At 53.2% G+C, this 18308-nt stretch carries 18 protein-coding genes and 2 tRNA genes; 12 read left to right on the forward strand and 8 right to left on the reverse strand.

What is annotated here, in order from left to right; translation table 11 throughout:
- Positions 1-15: 15 nt before the first annotated feature.
- Positions 16-276 (forward strand): DUF2534 family protein, encoded by a 261-nt coding sequence (locus tag E0L21_RS03095; RefSeq protein ID WP_131406673.1) that lies wholly within the window; start codon positions 16-18, stop codon positions 274-276.
- Between the two features lie 305 nt (positions 277-581).
- Positions 582-2522: a methyl-accepting chemotaxis protein gene (locus E0L21_RS03100; RefSeq protein ID WP_131406675.1), complete on the forward strand. Its 1941-nt coding sequence runs from the start codon at positions 582-584 to the stop codon at positions 2520-2522.
- A 38-nt stretch (positions 2523-2560) separates the two neighbouring features.
- Here the strand turns inward: E0L21_RS03100 and E0L21_RS03105 are convergent, their stop codons facing one another.
- On the reverse strand, positions 2561-2947 hold the full coding sequence (locus tag E0L21_RS03105) for a VOC family protein (protein ID WP_131406677.1): 387 nt from the start codon (positions 2945-2947) through the stop codon (positions 2561-2563).
- A 97-nt stretch (positions 2948-3044) separates the two neighbouring features.
- Between E0L21_RS03105 and E0L21_RS03110 the strand changes: the two genes are divergently transcribed.
- The 4 genes from E0L21_RS03110 (at position 3045) to E0L21_RS03125 (ending at position 7348) form a co-directional block, all read left to right on the forward strand.
- Entirely contained in the window at positions 3045-3815 is a 771-nt protein-coding gene (locus E0L21_RS03110; protein WP_131406679.1) for a DeoR/GlpR family DNA-binding transcription regulator, read from the forward strand.
- Between the two features lie 92 nt (positions 3816-3907).
- Positions 3908-5305 carry a phenylalanine transporter gene (pheP, locus tag E0L21_RS03115; protein WP_131406681.1) on the forward strand — a complete coding sequence of 466 codons (1398 nt, stop codon included), beginning with the start codon at positions 3908-3910 and terminating at the stop codon, positions 5303-5305.
- Between the two features lie 118 nt (positions 5306-5423).
- A complete protein-coding gene (locus E0L21_RS03120; protein ID WP_131406683.1) occupies positions 5424-6404 on the forward strand; it encodes a LacI family DNA-binding transcriptional regulator in 981 nt (326 codons plus the stop codon).
- Between the two features lie 74 nt (positions 6405-6478).
- A complete protein-coding gene (locus E0L21_RS03125) occupies positions 6479-7348 on the forward strand; it encodes a DMT family transporter (protein ID WP_131406685.1) in 870 nt (289 codons plus the stop codon).
- On the opposite strand, the gene E0L21_RS03130 is transcribed toward E0L21_RS03125, so the two are convergent.
- A complete protein-coding gene (locus E0L21_RS03130; RefSeq protein ID WP_131406687.1) occupies positions 7337-8134 on the reverse strand; it encodes a PhzF family phenazine biosynthesis protein in 798 nt (265 codons plus the stop codon). The two genes, E0L21_RS03125 and E0L21_RS03130, sit on opposite strands and share 12 nt — an antisense overlap.
- Positions 8135-8201: 67 nt before the next feature.
- Positions 8202-9626: an MFS transporter gene (locus E0L21_RS03135; protein ID WP_131406689.1), complete on the reverse strand. Its 1425-nt coding sequence runs from the start codon at positions 9624-9626 to the stop codon at positions 8202-8204.
- Between the two features lie 108 nt (positions 9627-9734).
- Here E0L21_RS03135 and E0L21_RS03140 point away from each other — a divergent pair, with 108 nt between their 5' ends.
- Positions 9735-10607, forward strand: a complete 873-nt coding sequence (locus E0L21_RS03140; RefSeq protein ID WP_131406691.1) for a helix-turn-helix transcriptional regulator — start codon at positions 9735-9737, stop codon at positions 10605-10607.
- On the opposite strand, the gene E0L21_RS03145 is transcribed toward E0L21_RS03140, so the two are convergent.
- Positions 10604-10969, reverse strand: a complete 366-nt coding sequence (locus tag E0L21_RS03145; RefSeq protein WP_131406693.1) for an MmcQ/YjbR family DNA-binding protein — start codon at positions 10967-10969, stop codon at positions 10604-10606. The two genes, E0L21_RS03140 and E0L21_RS03145, sit on opposite strands and share 4 nt — an antisense overlap.
- Positions 10959-11549 carry a TetR/AcrR family transcriptional regulator gene (locus tag E0L21_RS03150; RefSeq protein WP_131406695.1) on the reverse strand — a complete coding sequence of 197 codons (591 nt, stop codon included), beginning with the start codon at positions 11547-11549 and terminating at the stop codon, positions 10959-10961. Before E0L21_RS03150 ends, E0L21_RS03145 begins: the two co-directional genes overlap by 11 nt.
- A 176-nt stretch (positions 11550-11725) precedes the next feature.
- On the opposite strand from E0L21_RS03150, the gene E0L21_RS03155 reads away from it, so the two are divergent.
- On the forward strand, positions 11726-12841 hold the full coding sequence (locus E0L21_RS03155) for an MBL fold metallo-hydrolase (protein ID WP_165501868.1): 1116 nt from the start codon (positions 11726-11728) through the stop codon (positions 12839-12841).
- Positions 12842-12879: 38 nt separating this feature from the next.
- Positions 12880-13221, forward strand: a complete 342-nt coding sequence (locus tag E0L21_RS03160; RefSeq protein WP_131406699.1) for a RamA family antibiotic efflux transcriptional regulator — start codon at positions 12880-12882, stop codon at positions 13219-13221.
- Positions 13222-13262: 41 nt separating this feature from the next.
- On the opposite strand, the gene E0L21_RS03165 is transcribed toward E0L21_RS03160, so the two are convergent.
- Together E0L21_RS03165 and E0L21_RS03170 are read right to left on the reverse strand one after the other, a co-directional pair.
- Positions 13263-13655 carry a YfeC-like transcriptional regulator gene (locus E0L21_RS03165; protein ID WP_131406701.1) on the reverse strand — a complete coding sequence of 131 codons (393 nt, stop codon included), beginning with the start codon at positions 13653-13655 and terminating at the stop codon, positions 13263-13265.
- 1 nt (position 13656) lies between these two features.
- The gene (locus E0L21_RS03170) at positions 13657-14016 is read right to left on the reverse strand and encodes a YfeC-like transcriptional regulator (protein ID WP_131406703.1); all 360 of its coding nucleotides are present in this window, start codon (positions 14014-14016) and stop codon (positions 13657-13659) included.
- 220 nt (positions 14017-14236) lie between these two features.
- On the opposite strand from E0L21_RS03170, the gene E0L21_RS03175 reads away from it, so the two are divergent.
- The 3 genes from E0L21_RS03175 (at position 14237) to E0L21_RS03185 (ending at position 16835) form a co-directional block, all read left to right on the forward strand.
- Positions 14237-14312 (forward strand) — tRNA-Ala (locus tag E0L21_RS03175).
- A 41-nt stretch (positions 14313-14353) separates the two neighbouring features.
- A tRNA-Ala gene (locus tag E0L21_RS03180) sits at positions 14354-14429 on the forward strand.
- Positions 14430-14639: 210 nt separating this feature from the next.
- Positions 14640-16835, forward strand: coding sequence for an EAL domain-containing protein (locus tag E0L21_RS03185; protein WP_131406705.1), 2196 nt, complete (start codon positions 14640-14642; stop codon positions 16833-16835).
- A 38-nt stretch (positions 16836-16873) separates the two neighbouring features.
- On the opposite strand, the gene E0L21_RS03190 is transcribed toward E0L21_RS03185, so the two are convergent.
- Complete coding sequence (locus tag E0L21_RS03190; protein WP_131406707.1) at positions 16874-18061, reverse strand: NupC/NupG family nucleoside CNT transporter; 1188 nt, start codon at positions 18059-18061, stop codon at positions 16874-16876.
- Positions 18062-18308 lie beyond the last annotated feature (247 nt).

Below are 18308 nucleotides of genomic sequence, written 5' to 3' on the forward strand. Positions count from 1 at the left end.
TGACAGGAGGTTTATATGCTGGAAAAATTGCGTACCCGCGAGGGGAAAAAATTTATCATTGCGGTGGTGATTGTATTCCTGGTTGCCGTGAGCGTCATTTCGAAAGTGACCTTCGAGGGCGTTGAAGATCAGTACAATTTGCCGATGGAAAACTGGACGGTAACGATGTTTATCATGCAGGGCGCATGGGTTGCCATCTACAGCCTGATGTTCACCATTATTGGTTCTTTGCCTTTTGGTTTTTATTTCCTCGGCCCGAAAGACGACCGCGGCTAATCCCTCCCGCCCTGGCGTGCTGCCGGGGCTGTCTGCCTTGATCTCTTAAGCCTGATCGAAATCGTTACCTGCAACGTCCTCAGCGTAAAGCTCTGTGGTAAGCCGCAGTGACCGATAACTTAACTGCCACTACATTCATCGGCCCGTGCAGGCTGCTATTTCTCGCTTTAAAAAGCGTTTTTACCCCGCAATAACACTTTTACTAACAATTAAAGATCAAAAAATAATCGCCGATAGAGATCTCACAGGGAGCCCGTGCTGAAAGGAAGATGACGACGTAAAAGGCTGACTCCAGGAGAGCCGTAATGGCCAAAGAATTTGTGACCAAAAAAATGAGCACCCGCGCGCAAATGTTGCTGACGGGGGCCATCACCATCACCCTCGGTTTTGTAGTCACTATTGGGGTACTAAGCTGGCAGTCCAGCAGTGAACAAAAACACCGTGCCGAACAATATCTGCAAAAAATTGCGGAAAGCCAGGCGCTGAATATCCAGCAGCAACTGAATTATGCCCGCGATGTGGCGCATAACCTCGGTCACAGCTTGATTGCGTTACCTGAAGCTGGGATCACCGACCGCCAGGTGGCGGATAAACTGCTTATCTCCGCCCTGCGCGATAATCCTGACTATCTCTCTATCTCCGTTATTTTTGAAGAAAACGCTTATGACGGCCGCGATGCGGAGTTCGCCGACAAACCCGATCAGGCGCCTAAAGGCCGCTACGCCTTTTTTGTCGATCACGATCAATCCGGTAATTTTAAACTCCATCCGCTGGCGTCGATCCTGACGCCAGGCCAGGGCGACTATTATCTGCTGCCGCAAAAAAGCCAGAAAGACACGTTAATTGAGCCCTATAGCTACGCCTATAACGGCGTGCCTACTTTGCTGACGTCAGTGGCGGCACCGATTGTCAGCGGTGGCAAACTGCATGCCGTCGTGACATCGGATATCTCGCTGGCTTCACTGCAGCAAAAAGTGAATCAGATTAAACCGTGGGAAGGCGGCGGCTATGCGGTGCTGCTCTCTACCGCCGGAAAGGTTATCTCTTATCCGGATAAAAGCCTGACCAGCAAACCTTATCCGGGTAAAACGGAGGGTTTCACCAGTAGTGTGGTGGAACAAGATGATCCGATCCTCGGCGAAAAAGCGCTGATTACCTGGCAACCTGTCTCTATCGGCAACAGCACCGATAAGTGGTATCTCGGCGTCGTTGCGCCAGTGAGTTCGGTGATGGCGGCGGCCAACCGTCAACTGCTGTACGCCATTATTATGGGCGTTATCAGCATTCTGTTGGTGTGTACGCTGCTTGGTCTGATCTTCAGCCGCAAAGTGTTGAAACCGATTGGTGGCGAGCCGCTGGAAGGGGCGAATATCGCGCTGGCAGTCGCAGACGGTAAACTCGATAACACTATCCCGGTGAAAGATAATGACCGCAGCAGCCTGTTCTATGCCTTGCATACCATGCAGGCGCAGTTACGGCAGATTGTCGGGCAGATAAAAGAAGCCAGTGACTCGGTGCGCCAGGGGGCAGGGGAGATTGTCAGCGGCAACATTAATCTCTCTTCGCGTACCGAACAGCAGGCCGCGGCGCTGGAACAGACCGCCGCCAGTATGGAGCAGTTTAGCGCCACGGTGAAACATAACGCCGCCAACGCCCACCAGGCGACAGCGCTGACCGCCAATGCCACGCAGATTGCCAGCCGGGGTGAAACGCTGGTCGGCCAGGTGGTAGAAACGATGGCGAAAATTGACGAAAGTGCGAAGAAAATCGGCGATATTACGGCGATCATTAACAGCATTGCTTTCCAGACCAATATCCTGGCGTTGAACGCAGCGGTAGAGGCGGCGCGCGCCGGTGAACAAGGGCGTGGTTTTGCCGTGGTGGCGTCTGAAGTGCGTAACCTGGCGCAGCGCAGCGCCGACGCGGTGAAAGATATCGGCGCGTTGATTGAGGAGTCCAGCAAACGCGTCGAAGCCGGGGTGCAACAGGTGAACGATGCTGGTCACACCATGCAGGAGATGACACAGGCGGTGAATTCCGTGCAGGCCATCATCAATGAGATTGTCAGCGCGTCGGATGAGCAAGCCAAAGGCATCAGCCAGGTGACGATTGCCGTCAATGAAATGGACGGTGTGACGCAACAAAACGCCTCGCTGGTGCAAGAAATGGCCGCGGCGGCAACCTCACTCGAAGATCAGGCGCAGCAGCTGGCGCAGACGGTGCATCAGTTCCGCATCGAAGCGTAACCTAAACAGGGAGCCTGGCATCAGGCTCCCTGTCTTCCTTATCCGGCAACCAATTCGATACGGTTATTATCCGGATCCAGAATCACGGCTTCATAAAAACCATCTCCCGTCCATCGCGCGGCGCTGGCTAACCGGCTCTGCTGGCGGGCTTTTTCTGCCATCTCATCAACCGCCTCGACATTCCCGACATGAATAGCGATATGCGCCCAGCCAACAAATTCCGCAGCACCCGGCGCATCGGCCAGTTCCGGTACGGTCATGAGTTCAATGGTTGGCCCGTTGTGCAGCGACATAAAATAGGATGCAAAACCGGCGCGGTTCTGACTGACATATTTCTCGTTGCTGGTGGCGGAAAAAAAGTCGCGCCAGAATTCGCGCTGTGCGTCGAGATGGCGTGTCCAGAGTGCGACATGGGCAATGTTCAAGGTGACCTCCAGGGAGTAAGGGATGTGAATTGACAGCCTGATTCATTTGCATGATCATGCTCATTATTGCTCGATTTAAATTTTAAAAAGAGGATTTATGCTCGATTATGCAGCTTTCCCGGATCAACGACAAGCTCTGATCCGCCAGCGTCTTCAGGCGCAGGGACGTGTAGTGTGTGCAGAGTTAGCCGTTGAATTGCAGGTTTCAGAGCACACCATTCGCCGGGATTTGCAGGAGCTAAGTAAAGAGGGCATCTGCAAAAAAGTGTATGGCGGCGCAGTGTTGCAGCTGGCGGCCACCGGGAGCTTTACGGAAAGGAAAGAGCAGGACAGAGCAAGAAAAAGCATTATCGCGCAGCGCTGCGTGCCACTGCTCAAGCACGGTACCTGCGTGTTTATTGATAGCGGCACCACCAATCTCGAACTGGCGAAAGCGTTGCCACCCGAGCTGAACCTGACGCTAGTGACCAACTCACCGGAAATCGCCGCTGTCGCGTGTAAACATCCACGCTGCGAAGTGATCATGCTGGGCGGGCTGGTGCAGAACAGCACCGGCGGTTGCGTGGGCGGCCCGGCCATTAGTCAGCTTAACGGGATCATTTTTGATCAGGCGTTTATCGGCGGCTGCGCAATGTCGCCGGAGATGGGTTTGACCGGGTTTGATTATGCCGACTGCGAATTTAAAAAGGCGGTAATTGCTCAGAGTAACCAGGTGGTGGTGGCATTAACGGCGAATAAGATCCCAGGCGTGGCCCGCTACATTGTTGCCGCCAGCCAGCAGATTGATGTGCTGGTGGTCGAAACCGATCTCAGTAAAGCGTTTTACCAGGCCTTTAGCGCAGAGAATATTGAGATCCTGACGGTTTAAACATCACCGGACGCTCAGGGTTCATTTCTTGCCAGCCCACAGCGGAGATGTTAAAAGGTGCCCCTTTAAATAAAACCACAAAGGGGAAGGACGTGAAAAACGCGTCACAGGCAGCGGGAAGCAGCACCGACGCCGTGTCGGAAGCCGGGCCGACACTACAACGAGGTTTAAAAAACCGCCATATTCAGCTGATTGCGCTGGGCGGCGCGATCGGCACCGGGCTTTTTCTGGGCATTGGTCCCGCTATTCAGATGGCCGGGCCAGCCGTTTTGTTGGGCTACGGCATTGCCGGGGTTATCGCTTTTCTGATCATGCGCCAGCTTGGCGAAATGGTGGTTGAAGAGCCGGTGTCCGGTTCATTTTCCCATTTCGCCTATAAATACTGGGGCCCGTTCGCCGGTTTCCTCTCTGGCTGGAACTACTGGGCGATGTTTGTGCTGGTGGGGATGGCGGAACTCACCGCCGCCGGTATTTACATGCAGTACTGGTTCCCGGACGTGCCGACCTGGATTTGGGCCGCCGTTTTCTTTGTCATCATCAATGCCGTCAACCTCGTTAATGTGCGCCTGTACGGCGAAACCGAGTTCTGGTTTGCGCTGATCAAAGTACTGGCAATTATCGGCATGATTGGTTTTGGCTTGTGGATGCTGTTTACCGGTCACGGCGGTGAGCGCGCCAGCTTCGATAACCTCTGGCGCTATAACGGCTTTTTCGCCACCGGCTGGCACGGACTGATCCTCGCGCTGGCAGTGATTATGTTCTCTTTTGGCGGCCTGGAGCTGATCGGCATTACTGCCGCAGAAGCCAGCGAGCCGCACACCACCATTCCGAAAGCGGTTAACCAGGTGGTGTACCGTATTTTACTGTTTTATATCGGCTCACTGGTCGTGCTGCTGGCGCTCTATCCGTGGATTGACGTCAAAGCCAACAGCAGCCCGTTTGTGATGATTTTCCACGAACTGGATAGCAACCTGGTGGCATCGGTGCTGAACTTCGTGATTCTGGTGGCTTCACTGTCGGTCTATAACAGCGGCGTTTATTCCAATAGCCGTATGCTGTTTGGTTTGTCGGTACAGGGCAATGCACCGGCCTTTTTGACGCGAGTCAGCCGCCGCGGCGTGCCGGTAAATTCCCTGTTCCTCTCGGGTGCAATCACGTCGCTGGTGGTGTTGGTCAACTACCTGCTGCCGCAAAAAGCCTTCGCGATGCTGATGGCGCTGGTGGTGGCGACGCTGCTGCTTAACTGGATCATGATTTCGCTGGCGCACCTGAAATTCCGCGCGGCGATGCGCCGCAAAGGGCGCGATCCGCAGTTTAAAGCGCTGCTTTTCCCGGCGGGCAATTATCTGTGCATTGGCTTCATGCTGATGATCCTCGTTTTGATGTGCACCATGGACGATATGCGCCTGTCGGCGGTGCTGCTGCCAGTGTGGATCCTGTTCCTGTTCGTAGCGTTTAAAGTGCTGCGCCGCACGCCGAAGCGCGCGTAATTCGCTTCGTTTCCCACCCAATCCGGCGAGCTGCGGTTCGCCGGGCTTACGATGTTGTCGATGACTTAACCGTGATAGCCTCGAACCTTAGGCACTAACCGCAGGGTATGTTGTTGTTATGTCGATTCAAAAAATTGCCAGGATGGCGGGCGTTTCCGTTGCAACAGTCTCACGCGTGCTGAATAACAGCGAATCGGTGAAACCGAAAAATCGCGAACGGGTATTGCAGGCCATCAAGGAATGCCAGTACCAACCCAACTTATTAGCCCGCCAGTTGCGCACCGCGCGCAGTTCAATGATTCTGGTGTTGGTCTCTAACATCAGTAACCCGTTTTGCGCCGAAGTAGTGAAGGGCATTGAAGAAGAGGCGGAAAAAAACGGTTACCGTATCCTGCTGTGTAACTCCGGTGCGGATATGGCGCGCTCGCGCTCAGCGCTCAAATTGCTGTCGGGCAAGATTGTTGACGGCATCATCACCATGGATGCGTGTGCGAAATTGCCGGAGCTGGCCACCATGATCGGTGCCGCGCCTTGGGTGCAGTGCGCCGAGTACGCCGATAACGGTGAAGTCTCCTGCGTGGGCATTAACGATGCCGACGCCGCCCGCTGCGTAATTGATCGGCTGGTCGAGCGCGGTTGCCAGCGCATTGCCATGATTAACCACGACCTGAGCTATAAATATGCCCGGCTGCGTGAATGCGGCTACCAGAGCGGTTTACAGGCACAATGTCTGAGTTATGGAAAAGTGGAATACGCTTGTGATTTGAGTTTCAGCGCCGGGAAAACCGCCATGCAGCACCTGCTTAATGCGCCGGAACGCCCGGACGCGGTGTTTGCCGTTTCCGATACGCTGGCCGCCGGGGCGCTGCTGGCGATCCATGAAGCCGGGTTGAAAATGCCGCAGGATATCGCGGTGGTCGGTTTCGATGGTACGGAGTTGGCAGAGATGGTTACGCCGCCGCTCAGCACCATTGAGCAACCTTCACAGGCGATGGGGCGTGAAGCAGTACGGCTACTGCTGAACCGCATTGATAACCCGGATAGCCCACCAGAAAGTGTAATCATGGACTGGCGTTATATTTCCCGCGCCAGCGCCTGACATTTCAGGCATGATGTCTGTAAAGATTTCGCCAGCCGCCCCGCTGGCTTTTTTATTGCCCTGGGAGCCTTGCCATGACCCGGCAACGACAAGCTGATTTATTTCTCGTTCTGACCACGCTGATTGCCGCCTGCGGGTGGATTTTCTCGCGTGAAGCCATTAGCGGGATGCCGGTTTTCGCCTTTCTTGGGCTGCGCTTTTTTGGCGCGGCGCTGGTGCTGCTGCCTTTTTGTCGTGGACAACGCATTGCGCTGGAAAAAGTGCGCCAGGTAGTGATAAGCGGATTATGGATGGCGCTCAACCTCTGCCTGTGGATCTGGTCGGTCTCGACCACGCCATCGTTGGGCGAGGGGGCATTTATCATGAGCCTGTCGATGCTGTTCGTGCCGCTGGTGGCCTGGGTGATGCTAAAAACCCGCCCGGCGCGCGCTTACTGGGAGTGTTTACCGGTCGCCATTATTGGGTTAGCGCTGCTGAGCCTGCACATGCCCATCACGTTTCATGCCAGTCAGGGCTGGTTTTTGCTGACGGCGTTCGTGCAGTCGATCTATTTTTGCTACACCAGCCGCTGTGCCAGAGAAGTGCCGCTGCTGCCGCTTACAGCGGTACAGCTCGCGATCACCGGGATTGCCGGGCTGGTAATTTCCGCGTTGTTTGAATCCTGGACTCAACCTTTTAGTAGCACCACGGCGATGTGGCTGGCGGCGAGCATTTTAATTGCCACTAGCCTCAGGTTTGGCCTGCAACTGCAAGGGCAAAAATATGCCGCTGTCGCCAGCGCCGCCATCATTATGGTGCTGGAACCGTTACTGACGGTGGTTGCCGCCTCGATTTGGTACGGTGAGCGCTTACCGCTGCAAAAAATCCTTGGCGGCATGTTGATCCTGCTGGCGCAGATTTGGTTTCGCTGGCGGATGATTGCGCGTTTACCGTCAAAGCCGTAACGTGCCGCTCAGTACCGTATGCGCGCCGCCGCCGATCACCACGCGGCCATTTTCCCTGAGCGCCAATGCTAAAACGCCGCCGCGCGTCGAAGCCTGGTAGGCCGTAAGCGAGTGCTTACCCAGCCGCGCCGACCAGTATGCCGCCAGCGCGCAGTGCGCCGAGCCAGTCACCGGATCTTCATTCACCCCTACCCACGGAGCGAAGTAGCGCGACACGCAATCATACTCATCCTGACCGGGCGCGGTGATCGCCACGCCGCGGCCTGGCAGAGCGCGTAATGCCGCAAAATCAGGTTTGAGTGCGTAAACTACCTGCGCATCCTCGACCACCACCAGTTGCTTTGCGCCGAACAAACCGTAACCACTCACTTGCTCATGTGCCAGCCCGAGTGCCTTCAGTAATTCCACTGGCGCTTCAGGCTGCATTTGCGGCGTCAGTAGCGGGAAATCAAGCGCAATGCCCTGCGCCACGGCGGTTGCGGTCAGCGGGCCGGAAAGAGTGTGAAAGGTGATGGCATCGCCCTCTGCGAGCCGCCCGTTCTGGCGCAGAATATGCGCGGTTGCCAGCGTGCCGTGGCCGCATAAATCGACTTCGGCCTGCGGCGTAAACCAGCGAAGGTTATTATCCGCCAGGTTTAAAAACGCGGTTTCTGATACCGCCATCTCTTCGGCTATCTGCTGCATTAACGCGGCATCCAGCCCTTGCGGCGTAATACATACTGCTGCCGGGTTACCGGAAAAAGGACGCGTGCTGAACGCGTCCACCTGGTAAATATCGAGTTCCACTACGACGCACCCTTTTGTTAACAAAGAGATAACATTATCCCCTTTTTAATCTTGCGGGTAGCGTTAATCAGGAGTTCGCCGGACAGCGCGGTGCCAGTTGATGGCGTGCGCTAACCGCTGCCGCCGCCAGCACCAGCATCATCACTACTTCTGTTGTCAGAAAACCACTCAGCGCCGTGCTGTAGTTACCTTGCGACTGGCCGACAAGATGCAAAAACAACCCGCCGAGTACCGCAGGACCCAAGCCGAGCGTGGCCTGCTGGAGCGTGCTGAGCAGTGCGCTACCTGCGCCTGCATCATGGGTGGTGATATCGCGCATTCCGATGCGGTAAAAGCTGTTCACAATCAGCGCCTGGCCGTAGCCAATCAGCGCGGTAGACGGCGCGAGCGCCAGCGCACCCACCATCCGCCCGGAGAGTTGCAAGGTCGCAATTAATGCCAGCAGTCCACTGACCTGAATCACCAACCCGGTGAGCAAAATGGTACGCATGTTATAGCGACCAATCAGTTTTGGCGCATACCAGGCAGAGATAAAATAGGCGACGCCCAGCGCGACAAAGCTGTTGCCCGACTGGTACGGCGTCATGCCCATTCCGGCTTGCAAGGTGAGCGCCATGCAAAACATAAAACCCGACCACGCGCTAAAGAACAGGAACGCAATCAGCAGCCCGAAACGGATGCTGTGCAGCTTGAGTAAACGCGGTGGTAGCAGCGGCATAAAACCCGCTTGCTGCTGCTTCAGGGCGTTTGTGCGCATCCACCACGCCAGCGGAACCAGCGCCAGCAACGCCACTTTTGTTTCCCACGGCCAGTGCAGTTCCGGCCCCAGTGCCAGCGGGAACAGCAGGCAGCAGAGGATCATCGCCAGGGCAACAGTGCCTTGCCAGTCAATGCGTGTGCGCGTTTCACTTTGTGTTTCCGGTACATAACGGTGGCTGAGCACCAGCACTAACAGACAAATAGGCACATTGATAAAAAAGGCGTTGCGCCAGCCAAGACCGGCGATATCCGCTGAGACCAGCCAGCCGCCACCCATCTGACCAATGATAAATGCCACGCCGCCAATACCGCCGTAGAGACTGATGGCGCGCGCGTGGGCGGTGCCTTTTAGCGTGACATGCAATGTCGCGAGGATCTGCGGCACAATCAGCGCCGCACCCATACCTTGCAGAGTTCGTGCGGCAAGCAGTGCGGAGACCGAATTCGCCAGCCCACACAACAGCGAAGCGATACCAAACAGGGCTACGCCCCATAAAAACACCCGCCTGCGACCGAGGTTGTCTCCCAGCTTACTGCCCATCGCCAGACAGACGGCGAAAGCCACGCCGTACAGCGCGACAATTAACGCCAACTGCGTGGCAGAAGTGTGCAGCGATAGGGTGATGGAATCGAGTGCGACATTAGTAATTGAGGTGTCAATCAATGGCAGCATCTGCCCGGTCAGCAGAAGGATCAGGCCTGCCCGGCCCGGAGAAACAGCAGACGTTTTCATGGTAACTCCATTGCGTCATTCATCGGATGGTCGTAGCATCGCTTAACAGAAAAACGGGTACCAGTTCTTGCCTATACTGGTACTGGCACTACCATGCTGGAGAGTGTTATGACGCTGATGGTCGAAAAGCACCCGGAACTGACGGTGTTGGATGAGAACCGCAAACAGCTTGGTGCATTTTTACGTGCGCGGCGGGAAAGCCTCGATCCGCAGCGGCTGGGGCTGCCGCGCAGCACGCGTCGTCGCACGCCTGGATTGCGGCGTGAAGAGGTGGCATTGCTGGCGGATGTGGGTGTCACCTGGTACACCTGGCTTGAACAGGGCAGGGACGTCAACCCTTCCGCTACCGTGTTGCAGGCGATTGCCGCTGCTTTGCAATGTTCGCCAACGGAAACCCGCCATCTGTTTTTGCTGGCCGGGCTGACGCCAACGGAAGCGCTGAATACGCCGCAATGCGAAGGGATCAGTGAAGGCACCCGGCGCTTACTGGATAGCCTGTTGCCACAACCGGCCAGTATTCAGAAAACCAACTTTGACATTGTGGCGTGGAACGTTGGTTTTGAGCGCCTGATGGGCATTAATTTCAGCGAAATCCCCGACGACGATCGCAACTGCATTTACCTCTATCTCACCCACCCGCAATGGCGCAGCCGGCTTGGCTATGATGAGAGCGTATTACAGACCTTTGTTGCCTATTTCCGCGCGGCCATGGCGGAGCACCGGGGTGATGCGGTGTGGGAAGCGAAGCTGGCGCGGTTTTGTGCGGCATCGGCGGAATTTGAAACGCTGTGGCGCAAGCATCTGGACGTGCGCGGCGTGGAAAATAAGGTAAAAATCTTTAACCACCCGCAGCTGGGAGAGTTTTCTCTTCAGCAGATGTACTGGTTCTCGGCACCGCGTAACGGCTCGCGGCTGCTCGTTTATCTGCCGGTGGATGAAGCGGGTGAAAAGGCATTGAAGTGGCTGGCGGAAAACGCTTAAGGGCGCAGGCGCTTTTGATCTTTGCGCGGCAAGCCGTCAACCACCCGATCCCATGACGCCTGAATCAGAAATGCGAGCAGGGATTCGTCGATGTCATCGCCGGCAAATACGGAAATCCAGTGCTTTTTATTCATGTGATACCCCGGCTCAATGCTGGGGTAGATCTGCTGGTTGAGCAGCGATTTTTGCGGCTCGGCTTTCATTGTCACCATCGGCCTGCCGTGAGCGGTGGTGGTCATCATAAAAATCTTCCCGCACACTTTGAACACGTCATGTTCTGGACCAAACGGCCAGCAATGCTCGGTGAATGGCAGTTCGAGCGCAATACGGTGTGCGCTCGCTTGCAGGGTTTTACTGTCCATTATTTTCCTCAACGGCCAGCGCGCGCCACATGGCTTCGAAGCCAAGGCGCTTAAATTCGGTGACGCGAGAAGCATCGCGACTGGCGAAGGTAATCGTGGTGTCCGCCATCGACAGGAAAATTGCATCGCCAAAAGGGGAGTATTCATCGGTCAGAAACACGGGGCGTACCGAGCGATGGCATAGCTCATGCAGCTCCGGAAAAATTTCGGCGACTTGCTGACGGGTCGCGTCGGTGAGTTTGTCGCTAATGGCAATCTGGCGCACGGCGCAGTGACCATTCGGGTGACGGATCCCCCAGTCGATATAGCTGTTCCAGATGCATTGCGTGTGGTGCCTGGAATCGTTGATCGAGAGATCGATATTCGCCAGCATGGTCCCGCACAGATCGCTTTTCAGATGCAGATAAAGTGCGTTGAGCAGGTCGTCTTTGGTGGCGAAGTAACGAAACAGCGTCCCTTCCGCGACACCCGCATTGCGGGCGATTAACGCGGTGGAGGCAGCGATCCCCGACTGTGCAATGGCTTCGGTAGCCGCTTCCAGTAACGCCAGTTTTTTATCTTCACTCTTTGGACGAGCCACTACACTTTTCCTCTCACATTATAAAAACCACGATTGAAACATGCCCTCTGTAACGCTGCAACGTCGAATGTCAAAGATCAAAATGATCTTGACGGTTGAGCGTTGCTTTCTATAATGAGTGCTTACTCACTCATAATCAAGTTTAAACAGCGTCGTATCTACGGAATGGATCGATTTTGTCGGGTCAGGATATGAAGCGTCTCATTTTTAGCGTGGTTCTCGTTATGCTCGTTGCTTCTGCCGCAAGTTTACCTTTTGTTCTGAATGCCGGATTTGGCCAACTTCCACAGGGCGAACAGCTTACTGAAGTCGAAAAATCACCGCATTATCGTGACGGAAAGTTTCAAAACCAGTTGCCGACTCCGGGTTTCACCGGGAAGAAAAATATGCTGGCAGCATGGTGGGATTTTTTAGTCACTAAACGCGAGAACGCGCGCCCGCAGCAGCCATTGCCGACGGTGCACACCGATCTCGCCAGCCTGCCGCTTGAGCAGGATACGCTGGTGTGGATGGGGCACTCCTCCTGGTATTTGCAACTGGCGGGTAAGCGCATTCTGATCGACCCGATCCTGAGTAATTACGCAGCGCCGTTTTCATTCCTCAATAAAGCGTTTGCCGGAAACGATCTCTGGATGGCACAAAATATTCCGGAGATTGATCTGCTGATTATTTCGCACGATCACTACGACCACCTGGATTACGCCACCATCAAGGCGCTGATGCCGAAAATCAAAAAAGTGGTGACGCCGCTCGGTGTGGGCTCGCACCTGCGTTACTGGGGAATGAACTCGGCAATTATTCAGGAAGCTGACTGGCAGCAGAAAGTGGTGATCAGCGACGATTTGGCCGTGCACGTTTTACCCGCGCGCCATTTTTCCGGGCGTGGTCTGAAACGTAATCAAACGTTGTGGGCCAGCTTTATGTTCACTACCGCTACGCAAAACGTTTATTACAGTGGCGATAGTGGTTACGGCCCTCATTTCAAAGCAATTGGCGAACAGTTTGGCGTGGTTGATCTGGCCATTATGGAAAATGGCCAGTACGACGAAGACTGGAAGTACATTCATATGATGCCGGAAGAGACCGCGCTGGCAGCGCAGGAACTTAATGCTCGCGCGGTTCTGCCGGGCCATGCGGGGCGTTTTGTGTTGGCAAAACACACATGGGACGATCCGTACAAACGGCTGGCGGCAGCAAGCCGGGACAAAAGCTATCGCTTACTGACACCGAGGCTGGGCGAACCGGTGCTTGCGGACAACAATGCGCAAGTTTTCCACGCCTGGTGGGAATAAATCCGTTTATTAATCGAAGAGCAGAGGGGGAGCGCAGTATGACTATTTCCGCTCAGGTTATCGACACCATCGTCGAGTGGATCGACGACAATCTTCATCAACCATTACGTATTGATGATATTGCAGCGCATGCGGGCTATTCCAAATGGCATCTGCAACGGCTTTTCTTGCAATATAAAGGGGAGAGTTTGGGGCGCTATATTCGCGAGCGCAAATTATCGCTCGCTGCGCGCGATTTACGTAATACCGATCAGAGGGTTTACGATATCTGCCTGAAGTACGGTTTTGATTCGCAGCAGACGTTTACGCGCATCTTTACCCGCACCTTTAATCTGCCGCCGGGCGCGTACCGGCGGGAGAATCATCAGCATACCCATTGATGGAAAACAGATAAAAAATCGGCCTGTATTAGGCCGTTTTTTTATTCTGCCAGCGTTTTCTCGATGCCTAAACGGCTTAAAAGCCCGCTAATACCTTCGCGCGCCAGCAGTGTCGAAAGCTGCTTTTGTTCTTCTGCGGTCATGTTTTGCAGCACTTTGATAATTTCATGCAGCGCGTTGTTTCCGCTGACGTAGACCGGCGCGGGTTCGGCAATCGAATAGGGAGAATTAGGGTGGCGCATAGAGGGCGTTTTCATAATGAAACTGCGCACCTCTTTCGTGAGGTGAATCAGTCTGGCGCGACCGCCTTTAACACCGGGTAACGGTTCTGTTGACCAACCTTGCTGGCGGATCCAACGATTTACCGTCTGTCTGGCGACGCCGAGAAACTCCGCTAATTCTTCGGTGGTCATTTTGTTAGGTAATTTCATCATATTATTTTTGATCGCGGAGCCCCAGACGTTGTAACAAGCCGGAAATGCCGTCGCGTAATAAAAGTGAAGAGAGTTGTTTTTGTTCCGCGTCGGTCATCTCTTTTGCCAGCCGCATTAATAACGCCTCGAGTGAGGTATCACCTGCGGTAAGAGTGGCTTTGGGTTGGTCTTCAGTGCGCTGTGCGCTGCGAATAAACGCGCGGACTTGTTCATTTATATGGACCAGACGGGCTTTACCTCCTTGTACGCCGGGTTTTGGTGAAGTCACCCAGCCTTCTTTGCGCACCCATTTATTGATGGTTTGTCGGCTGTATCCTGTAAGGCTGGCCAACTCTTCTGGCGTCATTCGTTCCTTGAGCATGTAATTTCCCGAATTGTTGTAAGGGTAATTAATGGCTTATGTTATAGCACCATTTTACGGGAAAATGTGACATGTTTAACTACTGGCTGCGAGGGCGTTCGCAATGTCTTTCATTTGCATGCTTTTTCAGCGATTGAATAATGCGGCGCGATTTTGCCGTTGACACCTGGCAAGGGAATTCATATTATGCCGCCCGTCAACACGACACGCTTTACGCGATGGGGCTATAGCTCAGCTGGGAGAGCGCTTGCATGGCATGCAAGAGGTCAGCGGTTCGATCCCGCTTAGCTCCACCAAATTCCGCACCCAACGGAATTGGCGCATAAAAGCATATTGTGGGGCTATAGCTCAGCTGGGAGAGCGCTTGCATGGCATGCAAGAGGTCAGCGGTTCGATCCCGCTTAGCTCCACCAAAATTCAAACCCTCGCGTTTACGCGGGGGTTTTTGTTTTTATCTTCCTCTTTTACCAAATTCTTTCTGCTATACCTAAATAAGCATATGTCCGGTAAGGCGGCAGTAATGCGCGTTATTCGAGCCTCTGATAGCTTGATTCGTACTATGAATGAATCTATCATCTCGGCGACTCATTTTTTGACCAGTTGGGAGCATTTAATTAACGCTGATGAAATACAGTAAATACAGTGCGGTAAGAAAATTCTTCCTCGCGTTAATTTTATGCCTGGTGGCTATTCCGGTTTCACGCTTTATTTCCCCACGCACTCTTGTTGATGCCAGTGAGGTTTATCTTGCCTGGTTACCGTTGAGTGTAGCGCTGGCAATAATTTTTTTATTCGGACGACACGGAATACTGCCTGTTATTATTGGTTTTGCTCTGGTAAATGAGGCTTTTTTTCATTTATCTTCTGCCGAGGCAGCAGTGCTTTTGTTTTGTCAGTTGTTTTTTGTGTTTCTGTTCTGCGGTGTGGTTCGCTGGCAACTGGGCTCCCGCTGGCGGTATAGCCTGACAAACAGAGCTAAAGACATGGGCACTCGTATCCTGTGGTTAGGTGTTATTGCCCCCATAGGTATAAAAATTTCGATGTATACTGCTGGCGTTTGGTTTAATTATCCGTTTAGTTTGTCTAATTATTTTGGCCCTGCATCAGTTATTTATTCTATCATCGATATTCAAAGCTTGATTTGCTCTGCGATTATTTTTACCACGTGTGCCTATTACTTTTTACGGATGATCCTCAATCCACGATTTGCCCGTGCATTATGGTTAAGAAGCATTGAACCGTGTTTTTCAAAAAAGAATCGTGTATTTATATTAGGTTGGATTTTTTCGCTGGTCGTTATTGTTACTATTTTGTGTATTCCATATAAAAATGATTATATTGCTGGCTATTTAGTGCCTATTGTTTTTATTCTTTTCACCTTTGGCATCAGCAAGTTAAGTTCAACGTTGTTGTTATTAAGCTGGGATATTGCGGCGTTTATGCTACTGGCATACAACGATAATTTCCTGCATGGTGTGCGTTCCGATTATTCACTGGCATTTGTCATGTCCGTTTTTATCAGCTTTACCATCTGCATGCTTTATATGATGCGCGTTTTTAACCGTAGCGAGTGGTTGAAAGCGCGCTGGGAGGTGCAGGCGATGAGCGATCCATTAACGGGCCTGCCCAACCTGCGTGCGCTGGAACAGCAGATGGAGCAGCAGCCTAATGGCATCGTGTGCTGTCTGCATATGAAAAACCTGGAATTTCTCAGCCGCCATTTTGGCATGATGATGCGTGTACATGTCAAACGCAGCGTGACGCGTGAGCTTCAGCCCTTACTACTGGAGGGAGAACGCTTTTTCCAGCTTCCCGGTAGTGAGCTTTTATTGTTACTCGATGGGCCAGAAATCCTGGCGCGTTTACATCATATGCTGGATTACCTGAACAGCCGCCGCATTTGCTGGAACAATGCTGCTCTGGATATTGAGTTTGGTGCTTCCTGGGGTGAGTTGCAGGGCTCGGGTGAAGAACTGCACCAGACGTTGGGCCAGTTAAGCTGGCTTTCAGAGCAGGCAAGTGCGGAGCACCAGGTACTGGCGCTGACAAACAGCCTGCAAGTGGTTACCGATCAGACCACGGAGCGCGTGTTACAGCTGAACAAGGTGAAACGTGCGCTCAATGAAAATGGCATTGTCCTCTATGGACAGCCGATTGTGAATGCCGAGGGGCGCGGTTACCAGGAAGTCCTCTCACGGCTGGTGGTTGATGGAGAATTTATTACGCCAGATCTTTTTATTCCCGTTATTGCCCAGTTCAATCTTGGCGCACGGTTTGACATGCAGGTTATAGAGTGCCTGCTTCAGTGGATGCAGGCGCACCCGCAGCCTGGCGATTCGGCGCGTTTTTCGGTGAATTTAATGCCACTCACCCTGATGCAAAAAGAGTTTGCCTCGCAGTTTCTGGCACTTTTTGCACGCTATGCGGTATTGCCGCAGCAGGTGATCATCGAGATAACGGAAGAGCAGGCTTTCTCCAATTCGGAAATCAGTATTCATAATATTAAGCAGTTGCGAAAGGCGGGCTTCAAAATCGCGATTGATGATTTTGGTACTGGCTATGCCAACTTTGAACGTTTGAAAGGGCTCCAGGCGGATATCATCAAAATCGACGGCTGTTTTGTCCGGGATATTTTGCAGGACAAGCAGGACGCGATGATCGTCAAAGCGATATGCGAACTGGCGAAGGCCAAATCGCTGACTGTTGTTGCGGAGTATGTGGAGAATGAAGCGCAGCGCGAATTGTTGCTGAATGCTGGCGTCGATTACTTGCAGGGGTATTTGCTGGGTAAACCGCAGCCGCTGGCAAAAGCCGAATAAAAAACCGGGGAAATCCCCGGTTTTTTAGCCTATGACAATCAGATAACCAGCGCAGCGATAGCCGCAGACAGCACGCTCACCAGCGTGGAGCCATACACCAGTTTCAGACCGAAACGGGAAACCACGTTACCTTGTTCTTCATTCAGGCCTTTGATTGCACCAGCGATAATGCCGATAGACGAGAAGTTCGCGAAGGACACGAGGAACACGGACAGGATGCCTTCTGAACGCGGAGAGAGGTTCGCCGCGATTTTCTGCAGATCCATCATCGCCACAAATTCGTTAGAAACCAGTTTGGTCGCCATGATACTGGCAACCTGCAGCGCTTCGTGAGCCGGCACGCCCAGCACCCAGGCAATCGGGTAGAAAATATAGCCCAGAATCCCCTGGAAGGAGATACCCAGCACGGCGGCAAACAGCGCGTTCAGGCCGGAAATCAGAGCAATAAAACCAATCAGCATTGCCGCAACGATAATGGCAACTTTGAAGCCCGCCAGAATGTATTCACCCAGCATTTCGAAGAAGCTCTGGCCTTCGTGCAGCTTCGCCATTTGCAGGTTTTCTTCGCTCTCATCCACGCGGTACGGGTTGAGAATCGACAGCACAATAAAGGTACTGAACATGTTCAGCACCAGTGCCGCAACAACATATTTCGGCTGGAGCATGGTCATGTACGCGCCGACGATGGACATCGAAACAGTCGACATTGCTGTCGCTGCCATGGTGTACATACGGTTGCGGGACATTTTGCCGAGGATGTCTTTATAGGCGATGAAGTTTTCAGATTGCCCCAGAATCAGGGAACTGACGGCGTTAAACGACTCCAGTTTGCCCATGCCATTCACTTTGGACAGCACCGTACCGATGGCGCGGATAATGATCGGCAGCACACGAATGTGTTGCAGAATACCAATCAGAGCGGAAATAAAGACAATCGGGCACAGCACTTTCAGGAAGAAGAACGCCAGACCTTCATCATTCATTTTACCGAAGACGAAGTTGGTACCTTCGTTGGCGAAACCGAGCAGCTTTTCGAACATCTCTGAGAAGCCTTTAACGAAGCCGAGGCCGACATCAGAGTTCAGGAAGAACCAAGCCAGTAAAACTTCAATCACCAGCAGTTGAATAACAAAACGAATGCGGATCTTCTTGCGATCGCTGCTTACGAGCAGGGCAAGCAGCGCCACAACAGCAAGCGCCAGGACAAAGTGCAAAACGCGGGACATATTTGCTCCAAATATGAGACGGGTAGGAATTTCGTGCACATTCTATGTAACAAGACAAAAGAAAACGAGATCAAACACACACTATATTAATGACCTGTGACCAGACTCAAAATTAGTGATCCAACATACATTTCTGTTATGTTAAGTAAAAGCGTGAAAAGTTGCGTCATGCTGCTAGACTCTTAACATAACGCGGCGGCAAAAGCTGTTGTCGCCGTCACCATCCTTGACATCCGACCCTTCTATC

It is taken from the genome of Kosakonia quasisacchari (genome assembly GCF_004331415.1).
Classification (GTDB): Bacteria; Pseudomonadota; Gammaproteobacteria; order Enterobacterales; family Enterobacteriaceae; genus Kosakonia; species Kosakonia quasisacchari.

Coding starts and splice junctions, on each gene's coding strand:
- E0L21_RS03185 (WP_131406705.1), top strand. CDS start 14,640: ATGAAATACAGTAAATACAGTGCGGTAAGAAAATTCTTCCTCGCGTTA.
- E0L21_RS03190 (WP_131406707.1), bottom strand. CDS start 18,061: ATGTCCCGCGTTTTGCACTTTGTCCTGGCGCTTGCTGTTGTGGCGCTG.
- E0L21_RS03145 (WP_131406693.1), bottom strand. CDS start 10,969: ATGGACAGTAAAACCCTGCAAGCGAGCGCACACCGTATTGCGCTCGAA.
- E0L21_RS03100 (WP_131406675.1), top strand. CDS start 582: ATGGCCAAAGAATTTGTGACCAAAAAAATGAGCACCCGCGCGCAAATG.
- E0L21_RS03120 (WP_131406683.1), top strand. CDS start 5,424: ATGTCGATTCAAAAAATTGCCAGGATGGCGGGCGTTTCCGTTGCAACA.
- E0L21_RS03110 (WP_131406679.1), top strand. CDS start 3,045: ATGCTCGATTATGCAGCTTTCCCGGATCAACGACAAGCTCTGATCCGC.
- E0L21_RS03135 (WP_131406689.1), bottom strand. CDS start 9,626: ATGAAAACGTCTGCTGTTTCTCCGGGCCGGGCAGGCCTGATCCTTCTG.
- E0L21_RS03160 (WP_131406699.1), top strand. CDS start 12,880: ATGACTATTTCCGCTCAGGTTATCGACACCATCGTCGAGTGGATCGAC.
- E0L21_RS03165 (WP_131406701.1), bottom strand. CDS start 13,655: ATGATGAAATTACCTAACAAAATGACCACCGAAGAATTAGCGGAGTTT.
- E0L21_RS03125 (WP_131406685.1), top strand. CDS start 6,479: ATGACCCGGCAACGACAAGCTGATTTATTTCTCGTTCTGACCACGCTG.
- E0L21_RS03170 (WP_131406703.1), bottom strand. CDS start 14,016: ATGCTCAAGGAACGAATGACGCCAGAAGAGTTGGCCAGCCTTACAGGA.
- E0L21_RS03140 (WP_131406691.1), top strand. CDS start 9,735: ATGACGCTGATGGTCGAAAAGCACCCGGAACTGACGGTGTTGGATGAG.
- E0L21_RS03095 (WP_131406673.1), top strand. CDS start 16: ATGCTGGAAAAATTGCGTACCCGCGAGGGGAAAAAATTTATCATTGCG.